At 35.1% G+C, this 26632-nt stretch carries 24 protein-coding genes and 1 tRNA gene; 6 read left to right on the top strand and 19 right to left on the bottom strand.

The window, feature by feature from the left end:
- Positions 1-41: 41 nt before the first annotated feature.
- Positions 42-1598: an oligosaccharide flippase family protein gene (locus tag BM157_RS01865; protein ID WP_090139746.1), complete on the top strand. Its 1557-nt coding sequence runs from the start codon at positions 42-44 to the stop codon at positions 1596-1598.
- Here BM157_RS01865 and BM157_RS01870 read toward each other — a convergent pair.
- From BM157_RS01870 to BM157_RS01895, 6 genes are all read right to left on the bottom strand, one after another.
- Entirely contained in the window at positions 1574-1813 is a 240-nt protein-coding gene (locus tag BM157_RS01870) for a hypothetical protein (RefSeq protein WP_242858672.1), read from the bottom strand. The two genes, BM157_RS01865 and BM157_RS01870, sit on opposite strands and share 25 nt — an antisense overlap.
- A gap of 105 nt (positions 1814-1918) precedes the next feature.
- Positions 1919-2215, bottom strand: coding sequence for a Txe/YoeB family addiction module toxin (locus tag BM157_RS01875; protein WP_022502221.1), 297 nt, complete (start codon positions 2213-2215; stop codon positions 1919-1921).
- Positions 2216-2219: 4 nt separating this feature from the next.
- Complete coding sequence (locus BM157_RS01880; protein WP_055174270.1) at positions 2220-2468, bottom strand: type II toxin-antitoxin system Phd/YefM family antitoxin; 249 nt, start codon at positions 2466-2468, stop codon at positions 2220-2222.
- Between the two features lie 438 nt (positions 2469-2906).
- Complete coding sequence (gene metA / locus BM157_RS01885) at positions 2907-3839, bottom strand: homoserine O-acetyltransferase MetA (protein ID WP_090139748.1); 933 nt, start codon at positions 3837-3839, stop codon at positions 2907-2909.
- A gap of 64 nt (positions 3840-3903) precedes the next feature.
- Entirely contained in the window at positions 3904-5871 is a 1968-nt protein-coding gene (gene ligA / locus BM157_RS01890; protein ID WP_022502072.1) for an NAD-dependent DNA ligase LigA, read from the bottom strand.
- A gap of 100 nt (positions 5872-5971) precedes the next feature.
- On the bottom strand, positions 5972-6670 hold the full coding sequence (locus tag BM157_RS01895) for a pseudouridine synthase (RefSeq protein ID WP_022502073.1): 699 nt from the start codon (positions 6668-6670) through the stop codon (positions 5972-5974).
- A 287-nt stretch (positions 6671-6957) separates the two neighbouring features.
- Here BM157_RS01895 and BM157_RS01900 point away from each other — a divergent pair.
- Positions 6958-7031: transfer RNA gene (locus BM157_RS01900), tRNA-Arg, on the top strand.
- A gap of 1 nt (position 7032) precedes the next feature.
- Here BM157_RS01900 and BM157_RS01905 read toward each other — a convergent pair.
- From BM157_RS01905 to gpr, 4 genes are all read right to left on the bottom strand, one after another.
- Positions 7033-7950, bottom strand: a complete 918-nt coding sequence (locus BM157_RS01905) for a DUF5688 family protein (RefSeq protein ID WP_090139751.1) — start codon at positions 7948-7950, stop codon at positions 7033-7035.
- Positions 7951-8327: 377 nt separating this feature from the next.
- Entirely contained in the window at positions 8328-9773 is a 1446-nt protein-coding gene (locus tag BM157_RS01910) for an aminoacyl-histidine dipeptidase (RefSeq protein WP_022502075.1), read from the bottom strand.
- A gap of 95 nt (positions 9774-9868) precedes the next feature.
- Positions 9869-11167, bottom strand: a complete 1299-nt coding sequence (locus tag BM157_RS01915) for a stage II sporulation protein P (RefSeq protein WP_318255744.1) — start codon at positions 11165-11167, stop codon at positions 9869-9871.
- 173 nt (positions 11168-11340) lie between these two features.
- Positions 11341-12315, bottom strand: a complete 975-nt coding sequence (gpr, locus tag BM157_RS01920) for a GPR endopeptidase (RefSeq protein ID WP_055307151.1) — start codon at positions 12313-12315, stop codon at positions 11341-11343.
- Between the two features lie 325 nt (positions 12316-12640).
- Between gpr and rpsT the strand changes: the two genes are divergently transcribed.
- Positions 12641-12904: a 30S ribosomal protein S20 gene (rpsT, locus tag BM157_RS01925; RefSeq protein ID WP_022502078.1), complete on the top strand. Its 264-nt coding sequence runs from the start codon at positions 12641-12643 to the stop codon at positions 12902-12904.
- Positions 12905-12983: 79 nt separating this feature from the next.
- On the opposite strand, the gene holA is transcribed toward rpsT, so the two are convergent.
- Genes holA through BM157_RS01955 form a run of 6 tightly spaced genes read right to left on the bottom strand, consistent with a single transcriptional unit; the run spans position 12984 to position 20332 of the window.
- Positions 12984-13958: a DNA polymerase III subunit delta gene (gene holA, locus BM157_RS01930; RefSeq protein ID WP_090139753.1), complete on the bottom strand. Its 975-nt coding sequence runs from the start codon at positions 13956-13958 to the stop codon at positions 12984-12986.
- 27 nt (positions 13959-13985) lie between these two features.
- Positions 13986-16391 carry a DNA internalization-related competence protein ComEC/Rec2 gene (locus BM157_RS01935; protein ID WP_318255745.1) on the bottom strand — a complete coding sequence of 802 codons (2406 nt, stop codon included), beginning with the start codon at positions 16389-16391 and terminating at the stop codon, positions 13986-13988.
- Positions 16392-16422: 31 nt separating this feature from the next.
- On the bottom strand, positions 16423-17346 hold the full coding sequence (locus BM157_RS01940; protein ID WP_022502081.1) for a GerMN domain-containing protein: 924 nt from the start codon (positions 17344-17346) through the stop codon (positions 16423-16425).
- Positions 17336-18850: a sensor histidine kinase gene (locus BM157_RS01945; RefSeq protein WP_318255746.1), complete on the bottom strand. Its 1515-nt coding sequence runs from the start codon at positions 18848-18850 to the stop codon at positions 17336-17338. Before BM157_RS01945 ends, BM157_RS01940 begins: the two co-directional genes overlap by 11 nt.
- Positions 18843-19532 (bottom strand): response regulator transcription factor, encoded by a 690-nt coding sequence (locus BM157_RS01950; protein WP_055307154.1) that lies wholly within the window; start codon positions 19530-19532, stop codon positions 18843-18845. Before BM157_RS01950 ends, BM157_RS01945 begins: the two co-directional genes overlap by 8 nt.
- Positions 19533-19552: 20 nt before the next feature.
- The gene (locus BM157_RS01955) at positions 19553-20332 is read right to left on the bottom strand and encodes a helix-hairpin-helix domain-containing protein (RefSeq protein WP_055174260.1); all 780 of its coding nucleotides are present in this window, start codon (positions 20330-20332) and stop codon (positions 19553-19555) included.
- 217 nt (positions 20333-20549) lie between these two features.
- Between BM157_RS01955 and BM157_RS01960 the strand changes: the two genes are divergently transcribed.
- Together BM157_RS01960 and argH are read left to right on the top strand one after the other, a co-directional pair.
- Positions 20550-23288 carry a YfhO family protein gene (locus BM157_RS01960; RefSeq protein WP_090139759.1) on the top strand — a complete coding sequence of 913 codons (2739 nt, stop codon included), beginning with the start codon at positions 20550-20552 and terminating at the stop codon, positions 23286-23288.
- Between the two features lie 60 nt (positions 23289-23348).
- Complete coding sequence (gene argH / locus BM157_RS01965) at positions 23349-24734, top strand: argininosuccinate lyase (protein WP_055307157.1); 1386 nt, start codon at positions 23349-23351, stop codon at positions 24732-24734.
- A gap of 160 nt (positions 24735-24894) precedes the next feature.
- On the opposite strand, the gene BM157_RS12885 is transcribed toward argH, so the two are convergent.
- The 3 genes from BM157_RS12885 to BM157_RS13185 are packed head-to-tail and all read right to left on the bottom strand — an operon-like array spanning position 24895 to position 25420.
- Positions 24895-25017 (bottom strand): hypothetical protein, encoded by a 123-nt coding sequence (locus BM157_RS12885; protein ID WP_278320108.1) that lies wholly within the window; start codon positions 25015-25017, stop codon positions 24895-24897.
- Positions 25004-25231: a DUF4177 domain-containing protein gene (locus BM157_RS01970; protein ID WP_055174257.1), complete on the bottom strand. Its 228-nt coding sequence runs from the start codon at positions 25229-25231 to the stop codon at positions 25004-25006. Before BM157_RS01970 ends, BM157_RS12885 begins: the two co-directional genes overlap by 14 nt.
- A 57-nt stretch (positions 25232-25288) precedes the next feature.
- The gene (locus tag BM157_RS13185; protein ID WP_116443826.1) at positions 25289-25420 is read right to left on the bottom strand and encodes a helix-turn-helix domain-containing protein; all 132 of its coding nucleotides are present in this window, start codon (positions 25418-25420) and stop codon (positions 25289-25291) included.
- 333 nt (positions 25421-25753) lie between these two features.
- Here BM157_RS13185 and pdxS point away from each other — a divergent pair, with 333 nt between their 5' ends.
- A complete protein-coding gene (gene pdxS, locus BM157_RS01975) occupies positions 25754-26632 on the top strand; it encodes a pyridoxal 5'-phosphate synthase lyase subunit PdxS (protein WP_022502089.1) in 879 nt (292 codons plus the stop codon).

The following is a 26632-nucleotide window of genomic DNA, read 5'->3' on the forward strand; positions in this document are numbered from 1 at the left end:
GCATACTATGTTAATAAAGACAACGGAGCCTTTTCTTAATTATGAGCAGCAAATCAGGCAGACAACTACTATATACTCCTGTAATCAAAGGAACTATCATTCTTACAATCGCCGGACTTCTATGCCGCATACTTGGATTTTATTACCGCATTTTTCTTAATTCACACATTGGCTCATACGGAATGGGAATGCTGCAATTAGTTCTTCCCTTATGTGGAATTGCATTTTCTGTATGTATGTGTGGCTTTAATTCTGCAATTTCCAAATACACAGCACAGACACACGGAAATATCAATGTACTCCTTGGTGGTCTTTTAATGAGTTTTCCGTTATCCTGTATATTTTCTGCGGTATGTGCCACATTTTCATATGAAATAGCCGATAAACTTATGTTTAACGCCGATTGTGCTCCACTTATCCAGATAATCGCAATTGGTATTCCCTTATCCGCAATACACAGCTGTATATGCGGTTATTATTACGGCTGTAAAAAGACATTTATTCCCGCAATATCACAGATAATCGAGCAATTAATACGAATATTCAGTGTGATAATCTATTATCACCTGATTTCTGAAAATCTGGAAACTTTAACTGTAACTGATGCTTTATATGGTAATATCGCAGGTGAAGTCTGTGCAGATATATTCTGCATTGGATGTGTCTATGTAAACAACAAACAAAATAATAAGAATAATAAGAATAATAAAATTATTAGAAATAACAATAGCTGTTCAGCATGCAAAACCTCTTACATCAGAGTTATTGCACTATATGCTCTCCCGCTCAACTTAAACAGCCTCCTTTTGCACCTGTTTGAAAGTGCTGAGGCAATATTAATCCCAGCCCAGCTTATTATATATGGCTTGTCAAAAGAAAATGCTGTCAGCACTTATGGAATTATATCTGGAATGACACTTCCACTGCTCCTCTTTCCGTCTGCCATAACCAACTCAATGTCTGTTATGCTTCTTCCTAAAGTGTCAGAAGACAACTCTGTACAACGTAGTTCCAGTGTAATCACAACTCTTCACCAGTCCGTGAATATATGTATGCACCTTGGTATAATGAGCTGTGTGCTATTTATATTATACATTGGCAGACTTGGAGCAACACTGTTTCACGAACCCAGTGTATACAATTATACCATTATGCTTGCCTGTATATGTCCATTTCTATATGTCAAAACAAGCCTTGCAAGCATATTAAACGGCCTTAATATGACTGCAAGAACCTGTGCATACAGCATAACTGGTCTTGCTATAAGAATAGCCTCATTAATACTGCTCGTTCCCGGAATTGGCATATCCGGATATATCTACGGACTTATAATCAGCAATATATTAGTGTGCACCCTGCATTATATCAAGCTTTACAAAATGTATCATTTTAAGCCAGATATCATAAATAATATAATTACTCCATTAAGCTTAAGTATTATTGCAGTTACATCATCTAATATAGCACTTAGATTAATAACAAGCCTGTTATCTTGTGTAACTCCACTGACCCTTAACAGTATATTTTCTTTGTGTGCAAATATACTATTATCCTGCTTAATCTATATAATAATCTATTCCAAGGTTGACTTTACCTGATTAATTGATGGTGCATTTTCCCAGCGGTCAATATTAGTATCATACATATCTTGTATCCACTGAATTGCACTACTCCTGCCTTCTTCTGAATATTCAAATTCCTTAGCTGTAATATCTTCTTCCTTCATCGCCGTTGAGGCATACGGACCCTGCCAGATTAGTACATTAAGTACATAATCTGGCTTTTCGCCTGTACGCTCAATCTTATATCTCATACCATTATGCCCACCGGTGTATATGCCACCATATTTGAAGAAATTAAAGGGCATTATTTCTTTTTCGTTTATCATATTGGGTCACCTTAATTCTGTTGATTATTTTTATCTTACTTTATCATAATGTGTCCACATTCTGATAATCTTTATCGTTCCATTATACTCAATTTCACCAGCTATAATCGGCTCATTATACACTTGATATACCAATCTATGCTGAATATTTATTCTTCTTGAATATACACCTTGTAAATTACCAAGTAATTCCTCATATGGAGGTGGATTTTGAAATGGATTCTCTTTAATAACTTCTATTAGTTTTTTTGCTTTTTCATCAAGATGTACACTTTTCAAATTCTTAATGTCTTTTACTGCCTGTTTAGTGTAAACTATTCGGTACATATTTTTACCACTCTACATCTTCTTCGGGCACGCAATCCTCTATTGCCGTATCCATTCCTTCTTTTATGGACTCAACCATACCTGGAATGGAATTAAGATAAATCGTCTCCTGAATTGCATTCCAATCACTTTCCGATATCAGAACCGCATTACCTTTCTTACTTACAATTAAAGTTGGTTCACTATAGAGATTAACGTCCTCCACCAAATTATAGAGTTCCTTTCTTGCGTTTGTTATATTAATTGCTGACATAATAAAATCTCCTTACCTTTTTCCTTTAATCAAATATACTGTTCTATTTTATACTAAATGTAATTATTTTTTATTACTATTCTCTCATTAAATCTCTCTTACACTCTATTATGTTTTTCTCTCTTACACTCTATATGTTTCTATCTTATCTCTTATAAATTATATTATATTTTGCATCTGTTCTTCTTTAATTATATGCTAAATATTATCTTGAATGTAGAAATTTTTATGTCAAAATTATTATAACGTACGTTTTTGCGTACGTCAAGTATCTATACCATCAGATATAGACCAGCCATTATAATTGCGTAAAAAATAAGCACCTTAAGATTTTACTCTGTTGGTGCTTATAATAAAAACATAATTATTTTATTTCTCCAAATAGCAATATTGCAAGAATAACATCACCTACTTTCCAAACAACAACAAATCCCAGCCCTAATTCCCATACGTCTGAACCTTATCATTAAGGTCATAAGGGGTAGTCTGATATACGTAATAATTCAGCCAGTTAGTATAAAGATTATTAGCGTGGCTTCTCCAAGATAACACTGGCTTTCTGTTGCAATCATCATCTGGATAATAGTTCACTGGAAGTTGTGGCTCAAGCCCCTTGTCTAAATCTCTCTTATATTCCTGATCAAGTGTCATTCTGTCATATTCAGGGTGACCCATAACAAATATATGCTTGCCGTCCTGTCCTATTGCAATATATATGCCCGCTTCATCTGAATCAGCAAATACCTTGAGCTGTTTGTTGTTTAATATATCTTTCCTGCACGCTTCTGTATATCTTGAATGTGGTGCCATAAAGAAATCATCAAATCCCCTTACAAGAGGCTCTTTTCTGTTAAGAACGTGGTGCTTGTATACACCTGATAATTTCTCATCAAGAAGGACTTTCTTAATTCCATAATGGTAGTAAAGTCCCGCCTGTGCACCCCAGCATATGTGGAGTGTTGATGTAACGTGCTCTTTTGACCACTCCATTATTGTTGTAAGCTCATCCCAGTAGTTCACTTCTTCAAATGCAAGCTTTTCAACTGGTGCTCCTGTTATTATAAGTCCATCGAAATTTCTGTCTTTTACATTAGAAAATGTTTCATAAAATTTCTTTATATGTGATGATGATGTATTCTTTGACACGTGTGATTCTGTCTGTATAAATGTCACATCAATCTGTAATGGAGTATTAGATAATGCTCTTAATAACTGCAATTCTGTGTCCTGCTTTATTGGCATAAGATTAAGAATTGCTATCTGCAATTCTCTGAAATCCTGTGAAAGTGCCCTGCTTTCGTCCATCACGAATATATTTTCTTCCTCTAACTCGTGCTTAGCTGGAAGATCATTCTGTATTTTAATTGGCATATTTACCTCGATTCCTGTGTAAATCACATTTTAATATAGTCAAACTTACTGTTAATGATGTATTCTACAACAATTCATCTTTTCCTGCAAGCTTGATGAATTCTTCCTCCGTAATCACTGGAACACCAAGCTGGGCAGCTTTCTTGTTCTTAGTTGACTGCGATGTACTATCATTATTAATAAGATACGATGTGTTACCTGTGACAGAACCTGTCACCTTGCCTCCCATACTCTCTATAAGTGCCTTAAGTTCATTACGGTTAGCAAAATGATTAACATTTCCTGTTATAACAAATGTCTTGCCAGCAAGTTCCTCGGTTGTCTGTACATTTTCAGCCTCTTTAATATTAACCTCACTTAATATGTCAAGATACTCATCTTTCTTATCTTCATTTTTAAAATATTCAACAAATGCCTCTGCTATAACTTCACCTATTCCATCTATATCAGTAAGTTCATCTGCTGTAGCATTAAGAACTGCCTCAGGGTCATTATTAAGCTTATTAACTATTAATCTTGCTGTGGAAAGTCCCACATTATCTATTCCAAGGCCATATATAACCCTGACTAAATCTGTATCTTTCGCCTTTTCAAGTGCATCAATAAGATTATTATAAGACTTCTCGCCAAAGCCATCCATTGCTGTTATCTCATCTTTATATCTTGATATTCTGAAAATATCCCCTCTCCTCTTAAGGAAACCTTTCTGAATGAACTTTTCTAAAGTTGCCTCTGATAAACCGTCTATATTAAGTGCATCTCTTGATGCCAGAAGTGCAAAACTTTTTATGTGCTTAGCCTGACACTGTTCATTATCACAATACAATGATTTTACATCATTAACATCGCTTATCCTTGTCTTTCCACCACATACCGGACAGACTTCTGGTATCCTTACTGTTCCGCTCTGTGTAATATTTTCTGCAATCTGCGGAATAATCATATTGGCCTTAAATACTTTAATTGTGTCACCTATTCCAAGCTTAAGGCTTTCCATTATGCTTATATTATGCACGCTTGCCCTTGAAACTTTAGTTCCTTCCAGTTCAACCGGTTCAAATATTGCCACAGGATTAATAAGTCCCGTTCTTGAAGCACTCCATTCTATCTCTTTTAATGTAGTTTCTGCGGTTTCATCTGTCCATTTGAATGCCATAGCATTTCTTGGAAACTTCGCTGTTCTTCCAAGCGATTCACCATAAGCAATATCATCATATATAATAACAAGTCCATCTGACGGAAAATCGTTATTAACAATTGTATGCTCAAACCAGTCAATTGCATCTAGTATATTATCTTTATCAACTTCCTTATATTCAACAACATCAAATCCCTGGCTTTTAAGCCATTCAAACTGGCATTTTCTTGAATTATTAAAATCTACTCCATCTGCTGATACAAGCGTAAATGCAAAGAAATTGACATTACGCTCTTTTGTTATCTTATTATTGAGCTGTCTTACTGAGCCACTGCAAAGATTTCTTGGATTTTTGTACTTGGCATCTGTTTCAGGAATTTCCTCATTAATTCTGTTAAAATCAGAATAAGTTATAATTGCTTCTCCTCTTAACACAAGTCTTCCCTTATAACTTATAGTTACAGGTATATTCTTAAACATTCTTGCATTGTTAGTAATAATTTCACCAATCTGTCCATTGCCTCTTGTTACCGCCTTTACCAGTTCTCCATTCTCATATGTAAGAACTATAGTAAGTCCATCAAGCTTCCACGATAACAATCCTTTCTGGTCTTTTAACCAGCTCCTTAAGCTTTCCCTGTCTTTGGTCTTATCAAGGCTTAACATTGGTGAGTCGTGTCGTTCCTTTGGAAGCTCACTTAATACTTCATATCCAACATTTACTGTAGGACTGTCCGAAAGCACACAGCCAGTTTCCTCTTCAAGCTTTTTAAGTTCATCATATAAAGCATCATATTCATAATTAGACATTATTTCCTGTCCCTCTGAATAATAGCTTTTTCCTGCCTTATTAAGAAGTGCAACAAGCTCCTTAATTCTATCTAACTTCTCCATATCTTAATATTCCTCCAGATTAACAATTAAATATACATACCTATAAACCTATTTCAAAGCTTCTCTTATCCAGCTATAGCAAAAAAGCAGCACTCACACCCTACAGGCTGTTATAAAGCTTTTCTTTCTCTGCACCCTCTACTACTCTGTATTCGCCGCAGGCAAGGTCACCCAGTTCAATATTCATAACCCGTATTCTTGTAAGCTTTTCAACCTTATATCCCAACTCCTGACACATTCTTCTTATCTGCCTGTTAAGCCCCTGTGTCAGTACAATTCTGAATGTATTGCTGTTTACTTTATATATTCTGCACTGTTTAGTCTTGACATTTAATTCTTTTAAATACACGCCAGCAGACATTTTATCAAGAAAATCTTTAGTTATATTCTTGTTAACTTTAACAATGTATTCTTTCTCGTGTCCATTAACTGAGCGTAATATCCTGTCAGTTATTTCACCATTATTTGTAAGAAGAATAAGTCCGTCCGACTCCTTATCAAGCCTTCCTATCGGATATATTCTTTCACTGTAGCCTATATAATCAACAATATTGTTATTTCCCTGCTTGTTAGTTGTTGTACATACAATGCCAACAGGCTTATTAAATGCTATAAGTATATCTTCTGGTTTATCATTAGAAATCTTACTGCCATCTATACATATAATATTATTATCATCAACCTGCTGCCCACATTCAGCAACGGCCCCGTCAACTGTTATCCTGCCTGCCTCTAAAAGCCTGTCAGCCTCACGCCTTGAACATACTCCCTTGGCACTTAAATATTTATTTATCCGCATATATATTATATATGTGCTCCTTTCAAAATTATCGCCTTCTGATTAAATATCAGAAGCCATAAACTTTATAGTGCCAGAAGGATAATTCCATTCTCTATATATCCACATATCATTATACATTTTTAAATATGCCATACATTGCATATTTTCATATATGTATTTATGTATTTTTCAATAAGAATATATTATTTTATCCTTCAGGCACTCATATCATAATATCAAAAACAGACAACAAAATCAAAACATTTGCTTGTTTATAAAAAATAGTGTATTATTAATTATTATCAGCACATATAGCTCAGTTGGATAGAGCGTTCGCCTCCGGAGCGAAAGGTCGTGGGTTCGACTCCCATTGTGTGCATTTAAGAATATATTTCTTCTGTATTTCTGTCATATTCATACACTGTATATGACAGAACTTCGTCTTTTGAAACTCCCTCTGTATTAACATCTCTTACCATAGCCATCAGTTCCTCTTTATTAAACATTGTTGACTTTGGAAGAATAATAACTTCATGGATTGATGAAGGCAATATATACATATCACTCTCCAGCTTATCTGCAAGCTTCTTTAATACTCCCTCATACATAATGCCCGCCGCACCATTAATTCGGCTTTTATTAGTAAGTACATAAAGATTACTGCACCAAGGATCATCCAATGAATATCTTCCCTCTGCTGTATCAACATATTTTATAAGTTCTGACATTTCATATATCTTTACAGGAAGAAGCTTAGGTGTATTACTAACCGCTGTCCTGTACAGCTCATCTTCTTTTATGTGCCAGTTCTTTATATTGCTGTTATATATAAGAGCTGTTGCATTGCCATCCTCAATCTCCCCTAATATGCAGTAATATACCATTGCAAGGTCAAGTATTTTCTTGTGTGGCACAAGGCTTAGCAGCTTCCTGTTCGCATTGTAATTAATAAGCTTGTATACAATTTTATCTTTTATCCCCTCAAAACTCATAAGACTCTGCGTATCAACCGATAATCTGTCTTTATTCAGATAATACAACTCCTTAATTCCAGCAAATATACTGTCTATTGATTTACCATTAACATACTGCTCATAATAATCATTCAAATATATTGTTGGCGATATCACACTCCCCTCATTAAGTATAATAAGCCCGTCATATTCACAACCATTATTCTTTATAACGTGTGTTATATCAACAGTCCCACCTTCTCCTGCTACAGGTTCAGCTTTCTTCATAATAACTTTCTTAAAATCCTCAAAATTCATCATAGATATAGTATTAGTTTCTTTCATTTAATATATTCCTTTCGTAAAATAATAGTTATATTCCTGCGCAGTGAATATATACATAATTGGGAATTAACTGGGCAAGACCCACGCCCACGACATACCTTTTCAGGTACAATAACAATAGATTGTATTCTATAAATGTATTACTACGAATTATCTATTGTATCATTAATAGATTATAGCTAAATGCTATGTACTCATATAAGATAACATTATATATAACATCTGTCAATATTTTATTAAAAATGCTGTGATTTTTGTTACATTTGTATAAACAAATTAAAAAACAGCAATCAATATGCCTAAATAATCTAAATATGAACTTTTTGCAAGCCATTTTCTGATTTAACGCATATCAATTACTGCTTTGTATTTATTAATTAGAATGAAGCAAGTACATCTAATATAAGCTCCCATGTACGTTGTACTGATGGTACATTAAGCTTTTCATTAAATGTATGAATATCAATAATATCCGGTCCGAATGATACACAGTCAAGTCCGTCAAGCTTATCTGCAAACATACCACACTCAACACCTGCGTGTATAGCCTGAATAACCGGTTCTTTTCCGTATAATTTTTTGAAAGAATCAGACATAATTTCTCTTAACATTGACTCTTTCCTGTATTCCCAGGCTGGATACTTTCCTGTGATAACATATTCACCACCAAGAAGCTCAACCATACTTGTAACCTTATCTATAAGGTATTCTTTCTCGCTCTCTACTGAGCTTCTAAGAAGATACGTAATTACAACCTTTCCATCTTCCATTCTTACAACACCCGCATTAATTGATGTCTGTACAAGTCCTTTAATGTCGTTGCTTAATTTAACAACACCATCCTGAATATGTGTAAGTGCAAGTACAACCTTATTAGTAGAACTGTAATCCATTGCCTGGACACAAACTCCACTGCCTTGACTTACTTTAATAGACATATCCTTATCTGTAACACTATATTCATTAATTATAAGCTGTGCATACTTATTAAGCATTTCTACTACGCCAGCAGTATCACCATCTTCTACAACGATAACTGCTTCTGAACGTGGGGCAATTGAATTATCTTTCTCACCACCTGAGATAGTCCTGATATTATAGTTGTACTGCTTTGATAATTCAAAAAGAAGTCTGCCAAGAACAACATTGGCATTAGCTCTCTGGTATATAATATCAACACCAGAATGTCCGCTTGTAACTCCCGATACATTTATTGTGACTTCTGTTCCCGTAACTTCTGTATTTACTGCCGGATACTTAGATATAATAACAGCTCCACCTGCACAGCTTGATAAGAAGATACCTTCATCTTCTGAATCAATATTAAGCATTATTCTTCCCTTAATATCTGAACAATCCATAGCTTCTGCACCAAGCATACCTACTTCTTCATCTACCGTAAATATAGCTTCAATATCCGGATGTTTGATTGAGTCATCATCAAGAATTGCAAGTGCATATGCTACTGCTATTCCATCATCTCCACCAAGGCTTGTTCTGTCTGCCTTTATATAATCACCATCAACTAAAAGGTCAAGGCCTTCATTTTCCATATCTTTATCTTTGTCTGGTGTCTTAACAGCAACCATATCCATATGTCCCTGAATAATAACTGGTGCTCCTGTGCTTCCCTTAGTTGCTGGCTTTCTTATAACAACATTGAAATTCTCATCCTGTCTGTAATCAAGTCCTCTTTCCTTGGCAAAATCAACAAGATATCTGCTTATCTTCTCAACATTGCCTGAACCGTGTGGAATATTACATATATCCTCGAAAAATCTAAATACATTCTTGGGCTGTATATCTTCTAATACTCTATTCATATACTTATATCTCCTAGCCTTTATTTTATCGATTTATCAGTTTAACTGATTGACGTAATTATAATACAATCAAATCAGCCGTAATTCAAGTACAATTAATTAATCATTTTCTCACCCGATAAACATTTATTAAGAATATCCGCTAATGGCTCCATAGCATTTTTAACCTCTCCAACTGTATTAGTCTGTGCTCCTGCCTCTATTAACATTGACCTTCCTCTTTTGTGAAGGCAGTACCTGTATGCATTAACATATATATTTCTAAGATATCCCGGATAATAAGCCTCGCCTAACAACTGCATTTGCAGGCTCATAGCAAGATTATCGTCCCTGTAAGGATTATTAAGATATGCAATATCGCCATTTACCTTACTATAGCTAAGTCCATTAAAAAGCATAACCCTCGCCATATCTTTTCCGTCAATATTAGTAAGCAGATGTGTTGTATCTGCAACACCATCTCTGTGCAGATCAATAACAACTTCTATCGTAGGGTTGTCAGCAAGTATTTTCTCAATACCATTTTCTGCATATGTATATGCCTTGCTTCTGTCAAGTTTTCCGTCTACATAATCATACACACTCGTATCGTGTATGACATTATATCCATACTTATTGACAAGCAGTTCTGTGAGATAATCGCCAACTCCTATTATTGTCGTTGACACATCTCCCTCTACTGTATCTGTAAATCCCTCCTGTGAATGAGTATGGAAAATGAGTATCTGCGGCTTGCTGTTATCCTTGCTTATTGCAAGATTTTTCTCTATAAATTCTGCCGGCCGCAGTATACTGTCAGTCAGATCCGTTATTGATGTAACTGTATAAAAATGGCTTCTCACAAAGTTATAATCTGTAAGCTGCGATTTATCATATACTGCACCGCTCACTGTATTTCTTGAAATAATATTCCGTATATCCGATTCGTTCAATTGCTGGCTGTTGTTAATATTACTGTTCTGCGTGGTATTTCCTGCAATTATACTCTCCTGCGGCTGTGTATCACCAGCATTGCCTGCATTATTATCTGTCTCATTTTTTGTACCGCTATTATCTTCACCATTGTTAAGACCATTTACCAGATTATCTGCTCCAGCATTAATACTTATAACACCACCTGCATCATTGTCTGCAAGCTTTATATAATCATCATTCTGGTTATTAATCACAGCATTGACAGGTACAACATTATTAACCAGCTGTGCCCATATATTATTATCCAGCAGTTGTGGCTTGTCATAAAACAGCATTGCAGGTGACATAAGCCTTAAACAGCCACTAATAAATGTATCCTCTATAAATGCTGTTACCTTCATATTCTTACCTATAAGTGCCAATACAATTACAATAATCACAATTGACAATAATGATGACAGCCTGTGCTTACGCTCCATGCTAATCCTCCATTCTTGTATACAACTTTACTGTACTTTTATATCGAATTTATATCTGATATTTAATTGTATTAATGCTTATTAAGAATATTACCTATTTTATTTAAAAATATCCATCAGCCAAAATATTGTATTTATAACTAATAATTTTACAGTCCGTTCAAAGCTTGTAATTATCCAGATATTCCAGCCTGCTCCAGGTTATTTATAGCTGATGATATTATCGCACTTATATTTTTAATGTCCTGATCTATCGCTTTAGGTGTGACATACATATCCTTCATATTATTGTCTATCCCTGAAAAAAATGCTGCTATCTCATCAGCACTGCAATCACCTATAAGAGGACTTACAAGGTCTGTTACTATTGTCAAAGCATCTATTACTGTTGGAACTCCAATTGCAAGAACTGGTATTCCTATATTCTCATAATTAATTCCAACTCTGTGATTGCCTACTCCTGATCCTGGATTAATGCCCCTGTCCGACAGCTGTATTGTAGTATTAAGCCTTTCTATATTTCTTGCTGCAAGTGCATCTATTGCAATAATAACTGACGGATTTATCTGCTTTGCAATTCCCTTAATTATATCCGCAGTTTCCATACCTGTATCCCCCATAACTCCCGGTATTATTGAACATACACACAGCCCCGTATCATCATTATCAATATGTCCATTAATATACAGGTTCTTTACAACAAGTGGTCCAAGCGAGTCCGATGTAATATCCCTGTTGCCAAGTCCTGCCACCAAAAGACTTATGTGTCTTTTGGAGCTTATATTTTTCCCACCTGGAAATGGTATTTTATTATCTTGTCTGCTGTTCTTTCCGTTATCTTTAACTTTTTTATTTTTTAACAGCTCACCTATAAGTTCGCTGATATAATTTTTCAGAATTTGGGTGACATTATTGTTATAATCTTCATTCATCTCATTTATCCTTCTTGCCTCTATCGTTATATAAGTGCCCATTGGCTTTCCAATCATTCTCTCACCTGCTTTATTAGTAACCTTCAGGCTTGTAACTTCTATCCCTGTATCCTTATCTTTCTGCTGATTTACAATAATGCCTTTTAACCTGCCGGCTTTTCTTGAAATCTCCTCATTTAATTCTACTGCAAGGTCTGTTCTAATATTATTCTGCATATCTTTAACTCCCATATAATGTTGTATACATATTTAATTCCATACTTTATATGACACCAAGAATCAAAAGGTATTTTGTCCCTGAATTATGACCCTTGCATCATTATTTTTATACGAAAAATCTCTATCATATTGATTTTTCACATCTTATTATTTATAATGTGCAGGAATATTTATTTAATAATAAATATTTTTGTGAATTAATGGTTGACATTATGGACTTTCTACTATAAGATATATGAGTATGTTTACATTAGATCGTCCGTGTCCGGCTTTAATGCGAAACAGATAACTAAGATTATATTAATATTTGGAGGTGTACGGATTGGCTAACATTAAATCTGCTAAGAAGAGAGTAATCACAAGTCAGGTAAGAGCTGATAGAAACAAGGCAATAAAGTCTAAGGTTAAGACTTATATCAAGAAGGTAGACGCTGCTGTTGCTGCTGGTGACAAGGCTGCTGCTGAAGCTGCTCTTCCTGTTGCTATAGCTGAGATATCTAAGGCTGCTTCTAAAGGAATCTTCCACAAGAACACAGCTGCTAGAAAAGTATCTCGTATTACTAAGGCTGTTAACACTTTAGCTTAATTATTTTATTTAACATAAAAGACTGGTGCATACCCTCGCACCAGTCTTTTTTATGTAATAGGAAATTCCCTATTATATTTTACGCTGAATATTTAATTATTATAAGCTCTACTCCGAGCTTATCCTGCAATCTTCCCTGCTTTACACGTTCTTCTATATCTGCACATTCATTTAATATATCTTTAACTGTATCTGTTGTAAAATATTTTGCCTGTGAAAGATATTTACCAGCAACAAATGGTGCAACCTTTATAGCCGAAGCTATCTCTTTGCTTGAAAGCCCCCTTGCCGCAAGCTCCTTTGCCTGCAATATTCCATTAAACTGCCTTACTATAAGATATAGTATTCTCATCGGAGGCTCTTTTAATGTAAGCAAATCATAATAAAGCGAAAGTGCTTTTTCTTTATTCTTATTGGCAACCGCCTCAAGCATATCGAATATATGGCTTACAGTCTGTGTTGAACATACCGCCTCAACATCCTGCGGCATAACCATCTTTTTATCACTGCAATAGCTTATAAGCTTGTCTATCTCATTTCTTATGAGCTCCATACTTGCACCAGTCTTATCAAGAAGAAGCTCACATGCTGCCTCACTTATTTTATAATCATTGGAAGCCATCATTCCTGCTATCCACCTTTTAAGCGTTGCTGGTGTCTGATACTGCATTTCACATACATATCCATTAGAACTTACAGCCTTATATACTTTATTTCTCTTATCAACGTCTTTTTCTATAAATATTAATATAAGATAATCCGGCAGTTCCTTAATATAGTCTGCCATTTTATCATTAGCCGTCTTAAAATACCCGCTGTCACTTACTATAACAAGTCGTCTTTCGCTAAAAAATGGTATTGTCTCACATATAGTAATTACATCTTCAGGCTTTGTATTATCTCCTTCAAAATAACTGTAATTAATAGTATTATCACCTATTATCGCCTGTTTCATTCTATCTTTATACTGCTTTTTAAGATATTCTTCCTCACCATATATAAGATATACTTTCTGATATTCGCCTTTTTTTATATTATCATTTAAAGTTTTCATAAGTATAATTGTACCATTTATACTGCATTATTGTAAATATTGATGAACGCTCATTTTGTAACCGTCTGTTCTAATTATTATCTCTCCTAAGGTATTTGTAACATACACCTTGCAGTTATTGTCTTCTAACCTTTCAAGCGTTTCACTATGGGGATGCCCGTACCTGTTATTGATACCGCACGATATAAGTGCATACTGCGGCTTAATTGTCTTAAGCAGCTTATCACTTGTAGCATATTTAGAGCCGTGGTGTCCCACCTTTAGAACTGTTATATCAGAAAGCTCATCTTTAATATCTACATTAGCTGCTCTCTCTTTATTAATATCATTAATAAGGCAGTCCTCTGCCCTGCTTTCTGCATCACCAGTCATAAGCATTGAGAATTTTTTATAACTTATGCAATAAACAGCAGAATAATCGTTACTATCCTCATAGTCGTAACCAGCACAAGGATGTATACATTTAATATCCAGCTCTCCTACTGTAAATGTATATCCTCTTACGGCATAACATACATTTATGCCTGCTTTATCAGCCATATCCACAAGCTTCATATATGCCTCTATATTCTCTTTGCCTTTAATATCCGGCATAACAATACTCCCAATAGAAAATGTATCATTACACATCTTAATAAGCTCCATAACTGCACTTATATGGTCATTATCCGTATGGCTTATAAAAATGCAGTCTATATATTTACAGCCCATCGCACGCAATGCAGGATACACCCGGTACTGTCCTGCACTTTTAATATCCGTACTTCCACCGTCAAACAAAAAATTATGTCTGCCCGAAGCACTTACATATATGCTGTCGCCCTGCCCTACATCTAACATATTAATCTGCAGCCCGTTATAAGGCTTGTAGCGCATATTAAGGACCAATACCACCAGCATAACAGCAATAATGTTGTTAATTGCTTTATTTACCAAGCTATGCATCTTGCAATAATTCTTAAAGTTATATTTAAAGGACGGCTTATTTATAATGATAAATATTATCATTAGCACACTATATACTATAATTATTCCTGCTGGCGGCTGTCCTGTTATTATTCTGAACTGTCCCAACCTTGAATTACGTTCGCACACAAAGTCATAGAAATCAAGAACATAATTACCTGCCCCAGCCGTAAAATACGCAAGCTTAAGCGATATAAAACCAGCAAATGCTGTAATAATTCCCGTTATCATCACCACTGGCATAAGTGGTATTACAATGCAGTTAATAAAAATACTTGTCATGAATACCGAATTATAACTATAAAGCACTGCTGGAAGTGTCGCTAATGTAACCGCAATACTACATAGCAATGCATTAATAATGTACACTATCGACTTTTTTACTATTTTGCCAGTATTGTCCATTCTGCTATTTATAGCTTTTTCATCAGGCATTAATACAGGATATAACTGTGATATACCTATAATCGCCAGAAATGACATTATATATGACATACTATAGACCGTATATGGATTACGCCCAAGTATTAATATTGAAGCAGCTGACAACCCTGTAAGAATATCAAATGTCCTGCCATATACATCTGCAATTATAATAAGCACCAGCATACATACCGCCCTTTTGGCAGATACCGTTTCTCCTGTCATAATAAGGTACATTATAATAACCGCGATTGATATTACAGAAGCTTTCATTATCCCTATATATTTTCTTATTAGCTTATATACAGCCATACCAACTAAAGATATGTGCAGACCGCTTATTGCAAGCAGATGTGCAATTCCATTTTTCTGGTATTCCTCTTTAGTCTTAATATCAAGCTCATATTTATCACCTAACACAATTGATGACATAAGCCCAGCTTTATCTTTATATACCTTTGCATATATACCCTTAATCTTTTGCTTAATTACATACAAAATATATCTAAGCCGGTTATTGTTACTCTCTGTAACTACAACCTTATCTGCATTGCATTTATATGGATAACCCAGCGAAATATAATACATATTAGCGTCAAAACTGCCATAATTTCTTGGCTTATCAAATTTCTTAACATCTCCAGTAACCCGCACTATGTCTCCTGCATTACATTTATTATCATCTGTGTATACAATAATTCCTGTATGAATGTCCGTATTATTAATATACAAAACATTATAACCATCCTTATTCTGCATATTATATATTGTGCCTGTAAATGTTATATCCTCATAACATTTTCCCAGTCTGTCACTTACTATGCCTGTTCTTATTATTGTCACTGGAAATATAAGAAATATAAGATAATAAAGACAGGAATTCTTATTGAATCTTACACATATGCGTAAAACTTCAAATGCCAGAATTCCAACCAATACTATTACAGGCACTGCACTCCAATGCAGCTTTTCCCTGTAACAATATGTAGATATTACTGCGGCTATAAGCTGAGTTACAGCCGCACTTAATAATGGTCTTTTCAAATAACTAACCTTTTGTTCCTTTCTGGAACGCTTATTCAACTATACCTGAATTAAATTTATACAGTCTGTCAAGGCTTATACTGTCCCTGAACGTATTCGTATAATCTCCGTTAATGAATATTTTAACAGACTCTATGCTGTCAAGGGCACATAATGAATTAACTATTGAATATATCTCAACATATGAGCTCACATTAACAAGCTCGTCACGGAACTCCTCGCTAAGATTAACATAGCACACCTTTTCTACGACAGACACGCCAAGAAGCTTGACGTCCTTTGGCAGTGAAGTGTATGCTCCTGCGGCTGTAGGTCCGCTTATAAGCCTCTGCACAATCATTCTTTCTATTGGCATATTCTTATTATAAGCAAGCATTTCCTTGACTTTAACAAGCTTTGTACCTGTATAATCTGCATAATACAACTGTACATTACGCCAGTCCATTTCTCCAAATGCACTGTCTGATTCCGTAAAATCCGTCTTTTTTAATGCACCTATAACTGTACCGTCCTCATACAAAGCTTCCTTGCCATCAACATAAAAATGTACATACAATACATCATCTATCTGCGTAAGCATTTTTACTACCGCTGCCCTGAATAACAGTTCAACCTGCGTACTCATCTGCTTATATGAAGATGAATAATTAAGTGCAATTGCTTTTCCATCAAGCATAACATCTAACAACGTAACATTATCAGGCTTTATTATATACTCATTCTTATCAGCAGGCTTAACATTCATCTTATCAAGAAGCTGTCTTGCTGTATCTTCTATAGAAGTGTCAATGTCAATATTATAATTCTGTTCTATAAGCTTGTCCTTTGAACTGTTCGTATAATAAACCGTATACTGCCTGCCCCTGTTCTGTGAAGAACACGCCGTCAGCTCTACAGCCATACAACAGCATAATAATATAACCACCAGCTTATTAATCAATAGTCTAATTCTCATTCTTATCCTCATCATCTGACTCTACATAATTAAGCGGTATTCTGAAAGTAAATGTTGTTCCCATCCCCTCCTCACTATACAGCTTAATTGTTCCATGGTGCATTAATATAATATTCTTAACTATAGAAAGTCCAAGACCTGTTCCACCTGTCTGCCTTGACCTTGCCTTGTCAACCCTGTAAAATCTCTCAAAAACCCTGCTCTGGCTCTCTTTAGGTATTCCGATTCCAGAATCTTCAACCCTTACAAAAAAGAACTGATGATCTGCATTAAGTGAAACATGCACCCAGCCGTCCATATCATTATATTTGATAGCATTTTCAACAAGATTAGATATTACCTGTGTTATCTTAACCTCATCAATCTGTGCCACAACCGGTCTGAAACTCTCAAATAACAATTCTATATTCTTCTTTTGTGCAAGCGGCTTTAACCGCTTTAACACAAGCTCTAACAGTTCATTAAGATTAACTGATGAAATATTAAGGGTAGCTGAAGCTTTATCAAGCCTTACCATACATAAAAGATCCTCAATAATCTTATTCTCCCTGTCAATTTCACTTACAATATCAACCATAAATTCCTTATATACTTCCACAGGAACATCTTCCTGCGTATTAAGCGAATCAGCAAGAACCTTAATTGAAGTTATAGGTGTCTTTAACTCGTGTGATACATTTGACACGAACTCAGACCTTGAATTATCAAGTTCACTGTTCTTGTCCATAATACTGTTAAAATGCTTTGCAAACTGTCTAAGTTCTGTAGAACCTTTAACGTCCATTCTCTTGTCTATATATCCAAAATCAACTTCTTCAACAATATGAAGTGCTTTCTTATACGGCTTAAAATAAAAATATGTCACAATAATCGAAACAACAAGAATAATAGTAATTATCACAAATTCAATAACCCATATCCTGTCAAAAGCATTCCCTGCTATCTGGCTTATATCTGATATATCAAGATTAACTACTAGAACAGCTATAAGCTGTCCCTCGCTGTTGTATACAGGAGAAGCTGCTTCTATATTGCCGGTCTTTTTGCTGTAATCAGTTATTGTCTTAGGACTGTCATACACAGTTATAACCTTGGAATTAATCATAGTCTTTCCAGTGTCAACAGCATATGTATCCACGCTTATGTTATATTTCTTATCTACAAGCCTTATTCTTATTGCATTAAGTGATGAATAATTCATAAGATTTTCATACACCCCATCATTATGTGCTTCATCAATGCTTCCGTACTTCGTAAATTCAGCCGCAATAAGCACAGCCTCATTATTAACGTATGCTTTCCTTGCTTCAACAAGTGATGTCGTATATGAATATTTAACAGCCTTGACTGCTGAGATTGTCGATATAATAGACATTACTGCTATTATAAATACGAGTCTGAATCTTGTGCTTAAGAAAAAACTTAATATATCTGTTATTAATTTCTTATGATTCATCCTGGATTTAGCCGATTGTCCCCGCGTTCCTTTATTTATATTAAACATTAAAATAATAACCTACTCCCCACTTAGTATGAACATACTTAGGTTCACTTGAATTATCTTCTATCTTCTCTCTTAATCTTCTTATATGAACATCTACTGTACGTCCATCACCCGGGTAATCCGCTCCCCACACTGTCTTTAAAAGTACATCTCTGCTATATACTCTGTTAGGATTAAATGCAAGCAGCTCTAAAAGGTCAAATTCCTTAGCTGTAAGGTAAATCTCTTTGCCTCTGATAAAAAGACTTCTGCTGTCACAGTCAATTCTCATATCCCCGATATTTAATACATTACTCTTAGCCTGTTCTTTCTCAGGCTTATTATTTCTTCTTAAGATTGCTTTCATTCTTGCTTTAACTTCAAGAATATTAAATGGCTTTGTTATATAATCATCCGCACCATATTCAAGTCCCATAATCTTATCCATATCATCGCCCTTGGCCGTAAGCATAATTATAGGAACATTAGAGAACTCTCTTATCTGCTGGCATACCTCAAGTCCATTCATCTTAGGAAGCATTATATCCAGAAGTATTATATCGTAATCATTGTTCTTAGCCATATCAAGTGCTTCTTCACCATCATAGGCACAGTCAACCACACTGTAGTCCTGTATAAGGCTGAATTTAATTCCTTTAACAATCATCTTTTCATCATCAACAACTAATACTTTACCCGCCATCTTTAATAATTACTCCTTGTTCAAACACATATATAATCTTTTATCTTGTTAAATGCTGCATCTTTTATTCCTGATACATTCTTTATATCTTCTATCCTTTTAAAAGCACCATGCTTTTCCCTATAACTTATTATATCTAATGCCCTCGCCTCACCTATGCCGGATAACTGCATAAGTTCAGACTTGGAAGCTTTATTAATATCAATAAGATTACTACTGCCTGCTCCCCCTGTGTTACTACCATAACTTTCGCTATTACCGTCTGAATTCTCTGTATTACTGCCCGATATTCCCGTGGCATTAGGATTACAGCCGTTGTTCATTTCATCTGTCAGGCTTATATCATCGTAAGCATATGGGATATATATTTTATCTCCATCCTTTAACTGCATTGCAAGATTAACTCTGGTGCCGTCTGCCTCATCAATAAGACCTCCGCAAAGTTCCACCGCCTGATACAGTCTCATACCTGCACCACCACTGACAACTCCTGCATTAACAACTGCACCACATATATATACATATATCTTACTGTTATTCTCATCCAGTCCGTCATTGCCTGCTTCGTTACCATTAATACCATTACTATTGTTAATATCAGCAGCACCGCCGCTGGTAACTCCACCGATAATACTCTTGCTATCACTTTCCTTATCTGAAATATTATCTTTATTAATTATAACACTGCCATCTTCTTTGGTTGGGTTTATATAAAATATGCCTGCAATTATAATAATTAATACTAATACAGCTGTTTTAATAATATATCTACGCTTTTTATATAATTTAATTAAGTCCATGTATACTCCTTATATCTATAATACATTATTATAAGATATAAAGTTCCCTTCGCATACATTTTTATTGTACCTAATTAATATCCATATTACAAGCAAAACCTCAAATATTACTATATAAATTACTGTACAAATAATCATTATAATTACCGTATATCATTTACATAAAATACCGTTTTTGGTAAAATGTAAACATTATTATCCATAGGGGGAAGCAAATTTGAACCAACAGACTAAACATCGACACAAATTCAGTTTATTTGACGAACAGACAGGTAATATTCCGTGTGGAAATATCGTATATATAATTGCATTTTTTATTCCAGTTATAATATTTACAGCCTTGTATTTTGCAAGGGAAATATTTCCATTCGGCAATAACTGTTATCTGCGTTCTGATATGTATCACCAGTACGCTCCATTTTTCTCTGAGCTATGGTATAAAATCCGCAACGCAGAAAGCCTTACTTATAGCTGGGATATCGGTATGGGAACTAATTTCACATCTTTATATGCGTACTATCTTGCAAGCCCTGCTAACTGGATTATTGTATTATTCCCACAGAAATATATGATTGAGATTATGAATACTCTCATAATCCTTAAGTTATCTTTATCAAGCGTTTCTATGACCCACTATATAAGCAGGCATTTTTCCAACAAGAATATATGTATAGCTTTATTCGGGTTATTCTACGCATTTTCCGGATATGTAGCTGCTTATAGCTGGAACATTATGTGGCTTGACTGTCTTATACTTGTTCCTCTTATTATGCTTGGCCTTGAAAGACTTGTTAATGAAGATAAATGCTTTCTATACTGCATAAGTCTTGGATTATGTATATTCACTAACTACTATATTGCAATTATGGTATGTTTATCAGTTGTTCTTTATTTTATTGTGCTTGTAACTGCCTACAAAAAAGAACGTACTTTCAAGAATTATTTTAAGACATTTCTAAAATTTGCATTTTACTCACTGATTGCCGGTGGGCTTGCGGCATGCCTTTTACTGCCTGAGTTCTACACATTTTCTTTATCAGCTTCAAGTGACATTGCATTTCCTAAGAAATTAAGTCTTTATTTCAGCATATTAAATATGCTCACTAGACAATTAATAAATGTTCCTGTCCACCTTGGACTTGAACACTACCCTAACATATACTGCGGCGTTGCTGTATTCCTTCTTTATCCTCTCTATGTTATGGACAAAGACATCAATTTATGCGAAAAGATAGGCAAATCCGTATTACTGCTTGTCTTCCTTACAGCATTTAACCTTAATATACCTAATTTTATATGGCACGGATTTCATTATCCTAACAGCCTGCCTTGCAGACAATCATTTATATACATTTTCTTCCTGCTTACAATGTGTTATGAGGCATTAAGCCATATAAAGCGGATGACAAGCAGACAGTTAGGAATTGCCGTATGGATAAGCTTAGGACTTCTTGTGCTTATTGAACAGGTATTTGCAGTTGATGAAACTTATGATTTTAAGGCAATTTACTTAAGCGGTGCTTTTATTCTTGTGTATGCAGGACTTATGATTGTCTATAACAAGACCAACTGGAAGCTGCCTGTAACAGTATTTCTTGCATTTATAGTCTGTATAATAGAATGTACTATCAATATGGATTCAACAGGAATTGGAACTACTAACAGAACCTCTTATCTTTTAGATTATGATGCTGTTAAATCTGTGACACAGACCGTTAGAGATGAAGATACATCATTTTACCGAATGGATAAGAAGTTTGGTGCGCGTTCAAAAAATGACGGAGCTTGGCATAATTACAACTCAATATCAACATTTTCATCAACTTCAAGTGCTGGAATGTCAGAATTGTTCGGAAAGCTTGGCTTTGAACATTCAATGAATGCCTATGGCTACAATGGTGCTACACTTGTTACAGAAAGCTTATTCTCGGTTAAATATACAATTACCAACCGTATACTTACAAGCAGTTCTCTTCGCGAGTATTACGTTGGAGATGACGGCGAATTCGTCTATGAGAATAAATATACACTTCCACTTGGATTTATAACCTATAATAATGCAGGCGAATGGAATCCATCAGAAGCCAATGGAACAGGAATTGAGAACCAGAACTCGCTTATACAGACACTTACAGGCATTGCCAATGTATTTACACTTACTTATGAAAATGCCACCGACTCAAGCTTTGAAGTTAAGCCTGTAAAAGCAGGACATCTGTATATGGTTGTAAGAAATACGACCTGCGACAACGTAACTGCCACTATTAACAATTCTGAATATACTTATTCAGGACTTAAAAATGGCAATCACATAATTGACCTAGGCTACGCCGTTCCAGCAGATACCGTTGTCATATCTGGCGATTCAGCAATGAATGCCAGCGTGTATACACTTGAAACTTCAAGATTTACAGAAGCTTACAATATATTAAATGGCAGTTCCCTTTCTATCACTTCATTTAAAGACACCAAGATAAAGGGAACTATAACAGCTAATAAAGCCGCAACCCTTATATTCTCCATCCCTTACGATAAAGGCTGGAAGGTATATATTGATGGCAGAAAAGTAGAGACCTCTGCCCTTTATGATGCTCTCTTAAGCGTACAGATAAGTGAGGGCAGCCACGAAATAACATTAAAATATACACCTGTGAACCTTATTAAGGGTTGCTTAATTACAGCATTATGTATTATTATATTAATCGGTATTTATATATTAAAGAAGAAAAATATAACAATAAATATATTAAAAACCGCCAGTACAAATAAAGCTGTTGAAGCTGATGATACTTACAACGCATTATCTGAAGATTCAGCTGATAATACTCTCACAGATTTAGATGTTTCATCTGCTATGGATATAAATATCGTGGGTGATAATGATATAAATATGCTAGATAGTCTTGATGACTTCGACAATCTTGACAGTGATGAGATTAATTCATCAGAAGAATAATCAGGCATTCTATTAACAATTAATTATAAGCACTAACGAAGTGCAGGAAAGAGGTACAATATGAAACTTTGGGGCGGACGCTTCACTAAAGAAACTAATGAGCTTGTTAATAATTTTAACGCTTCTATCTCCTTTGACCAGAAGTTCTACAAGCAGGATATTCAGGGAAGCATTGCACACGCTACAATGCTTGCTGCTCAGGGTATTATCTCAGAAGATGAAGGAAAGCAGATTACTGACGGCTTAAAAGGTATTCTTTCTGACATAGAATCTGGAAAGCTTGAAATCACTGATGAATATGAAGATATTCACACATTTATGGAAGCTACCCTTATTGAGCGTATCGGTGATGCAGGAAAGAAGCTTCACACAGGCAGAAGCCGTAATGACCAGGTTGCACTTGATATGAGACTTTATACACGCGATGAAGTTAAAAATGTTGATGAAGAAGTAAGAGAGCTTATGGAAGTTATCTTAAGAATAATCAAAGAAAATGTTGACACTTATATGCCAGGCTTTACTCATCTTCAGAAAGCACAGCCTGTAACTGTTGCTCATCATTTTTCTGCTTACTTTGAAATGTTCAGACGTGACAGAAGCCGACTTCACGATATATATAACAGAATGAACTACTGCCCTCTTGGTGCTGGTGCTCTTGCAGGAACTACATATCCCCTTAACAGAGAGATGACAGCCGAGCTTCTTGGATTTGCTGGTCCTACTCTTAATAGTATGGACTCTGTATCAGACAGAGATTATGTTATTGAATTCTTAAGTGCACTCTCTACTATTATGATGCATTTAAGCAGATTTTCTGAAGAAATATGTATATGGAATTCTAACGAATACAAATTCATCGAATTAGATGATGCTTTCAGTACAGGTTCAAGCATTATGCCACAGAAGAAGAACCCTGATATAGCTGAGCTTGTCCGTGGTAAGACTGGACGTGTATATGGTGCTCTTATGAGTATCCTCACAACTATGAAGGGAATTCCTCTTGCCTATAATAAAGATATGCAGGAAGATAAAGAGCTTACATTTGATGCTATAGATACTGTTAAGGGCTGTGTAAGCTTATTCAAGGGTATGATTGATACTATGAAATTCAATAATACACGTATGGAAGACTCAGCTAAAAAAGGCTTCACTAATGCTACTGATGCCGCTGACTACCTTGTTAAGAAAGGGGTTCCTTTCAGGGATGCACATGGTATTGTAGGACAGCTTGTTCTTATGTGTATTGACAAGGGTATTGCACTTGATGACCTTTCACTTGATGAATACAAGAAGATAAGCCCTGTATTTGAAGAAGATGTATACGAAGCTATCAGCTTAAAGACCTGCGTTGAAAAACGTCTTACTCTCGGAGCACCTGGCCCTGAGGTTATGAATAAAGTTATCGGACTTTATGATGAGTATATGAAGGACAACCAGAAATTATAAAATATACCACTATAAAATATACTCACTTAAAGCTTATTTAAAATAAAACATAAATAACTACAGTTCAGAATTAATAAACAAACATAATAATATAAAAAGCCCTGTCACTACCCGCTATATATTGGGACTTCCAGTATATGCCAATAATGACAGGGTATTTTTAAAATGTAAACTTCTCAACCTTACCAGCTTTACTATCATAAGTTGATGTAAGATAATCAAATGTATATCTTGCTTCACCGTGCATTGGAACAGTAAATGTCAAAGTCTTATCCCAATCCATTCCACGTCTTATCATCTTTTTCTTTTCTGAATGTAACAACAAATGCTCCTTTAATCTGCATAGATGTTGCCATATAATCATAAGTGACTAACTCCCAGCCGTCAGCTGCTCTCTCATTAATCAGATTGTCTAACATAGCAATATCATTAGCATCTGCCTTATCTGAAAGCCATTTAGTGCCAACCGTTAAAATCTCTGTTTTGTATGTATACATATACTCCTCCTTTATTAGATACTATCTTAACTTTATATATTATTATATTATATTATATTATATTGATTTCTTTTTTACAATTTGTAATTTATAACCTAAAGCCTCAAGTATATGACTAAATGTGCGTATTGTTGGATTACTTTTCTTTTTCTCAATTCTGGAAATATCCTGCTGTTTGTTTCCTGTCAATGCAGCTAATTATTTTTGCGTAATATTTTCCTCTTACTTTATTAGAGCACAACATAAATGTTGTATTGTCAAATATAAAATTATATATTTTTATTCAATAATTACATCTGACCTTATTACACATTCATCTTCTCCCTTATAATTAAATGTCAGTTTAATACCACCTGACATTATCAAACTTCTTTACATTGAACATTTTAATATAATCAGATAAGTCTTATTATAGTCGCAAGTTAATTAAGTTACTGCTATGTAATATATTTGTAGTTCTGGCAGAGCATTTTAACAATTTAACAAAAAGCATTTAAATATAAAGAAATGAGGTTAATAATTATGACAACTACTTCTCAGTATGAATTAAACAAAGGACTTGCACAGATGTTAAAGGGCGGAGTTATTATGGACGTAACAACTCCTGAACAAGCTAAGATTGCTGAGGCGGCTGGTGCCTGTGCTGTTATGGCACTTGAAAGAATACCTGCTGACATCAGAGCCGCTGGCGGTGTATCACGTATGAGTGACCCTAAGATGATTAAAGGAATTCAGGAAGCTGTAAGTATCCCTGTTATGGCTAAGTGCCGTATCGGTCATTTTGTTGAAGCCCAGATTTTACAGGCTATTGAGATTGATTATATTGATGAATCAGAAGTACTTTCTCCTGCTGATGACATTTATCATATTGATAAGACACAGTTCAATGTACCATTTGTATGCGGTGCAAGGGACTTAGGCGAAGCTTTAAGAAGAATTAACGAAGGGGCTTCTATGATTAGAACTAAGGGTGAACCTGGTACTGGTGATGTTGTTCAGGCTGTACGCCATATGAGAAAAATGAATTCTGAAATCCGCAAGATTACATCTATGCAGAAAGATGAACTCTTTGAGGAAGCTAAGCAGTTACAGGTTCCTTACGACCTTGTACTTTATGTGCACGATAATGGAAAGCTTCCTGTTGTTAACTTTGCCGCTGGTGGTGTTGCAACCCCTGCTGATGCTGCTCTTATGATGCAGCTTGGTGCTGAAGGTGTGTTCGTAGGTTCTGGTATATTCAAGTCTGGCAATCCTGCAAAACGTGCTTCTGCTATCGTTCAGGCTGTTACTAACTATCAGGATGCAGCACTTATTGCCAAGTTATCAGAAGACCTTGGCGAAGCTATGGTAGGTATCAATCCTAGTGAAATACAGATAATTATGGAAGAACGTGGACGTTAA

Source organism: [Lactobacillus] rogosae, assembly GCA_900112995.1.
In the GTDB taxonomy this organism is placed as follows: Bacteria; Bacillota; Clostridia; order Lachnospirales; family Lachnospiraceae; genus Lachnospira; species Lachnospira rogosae.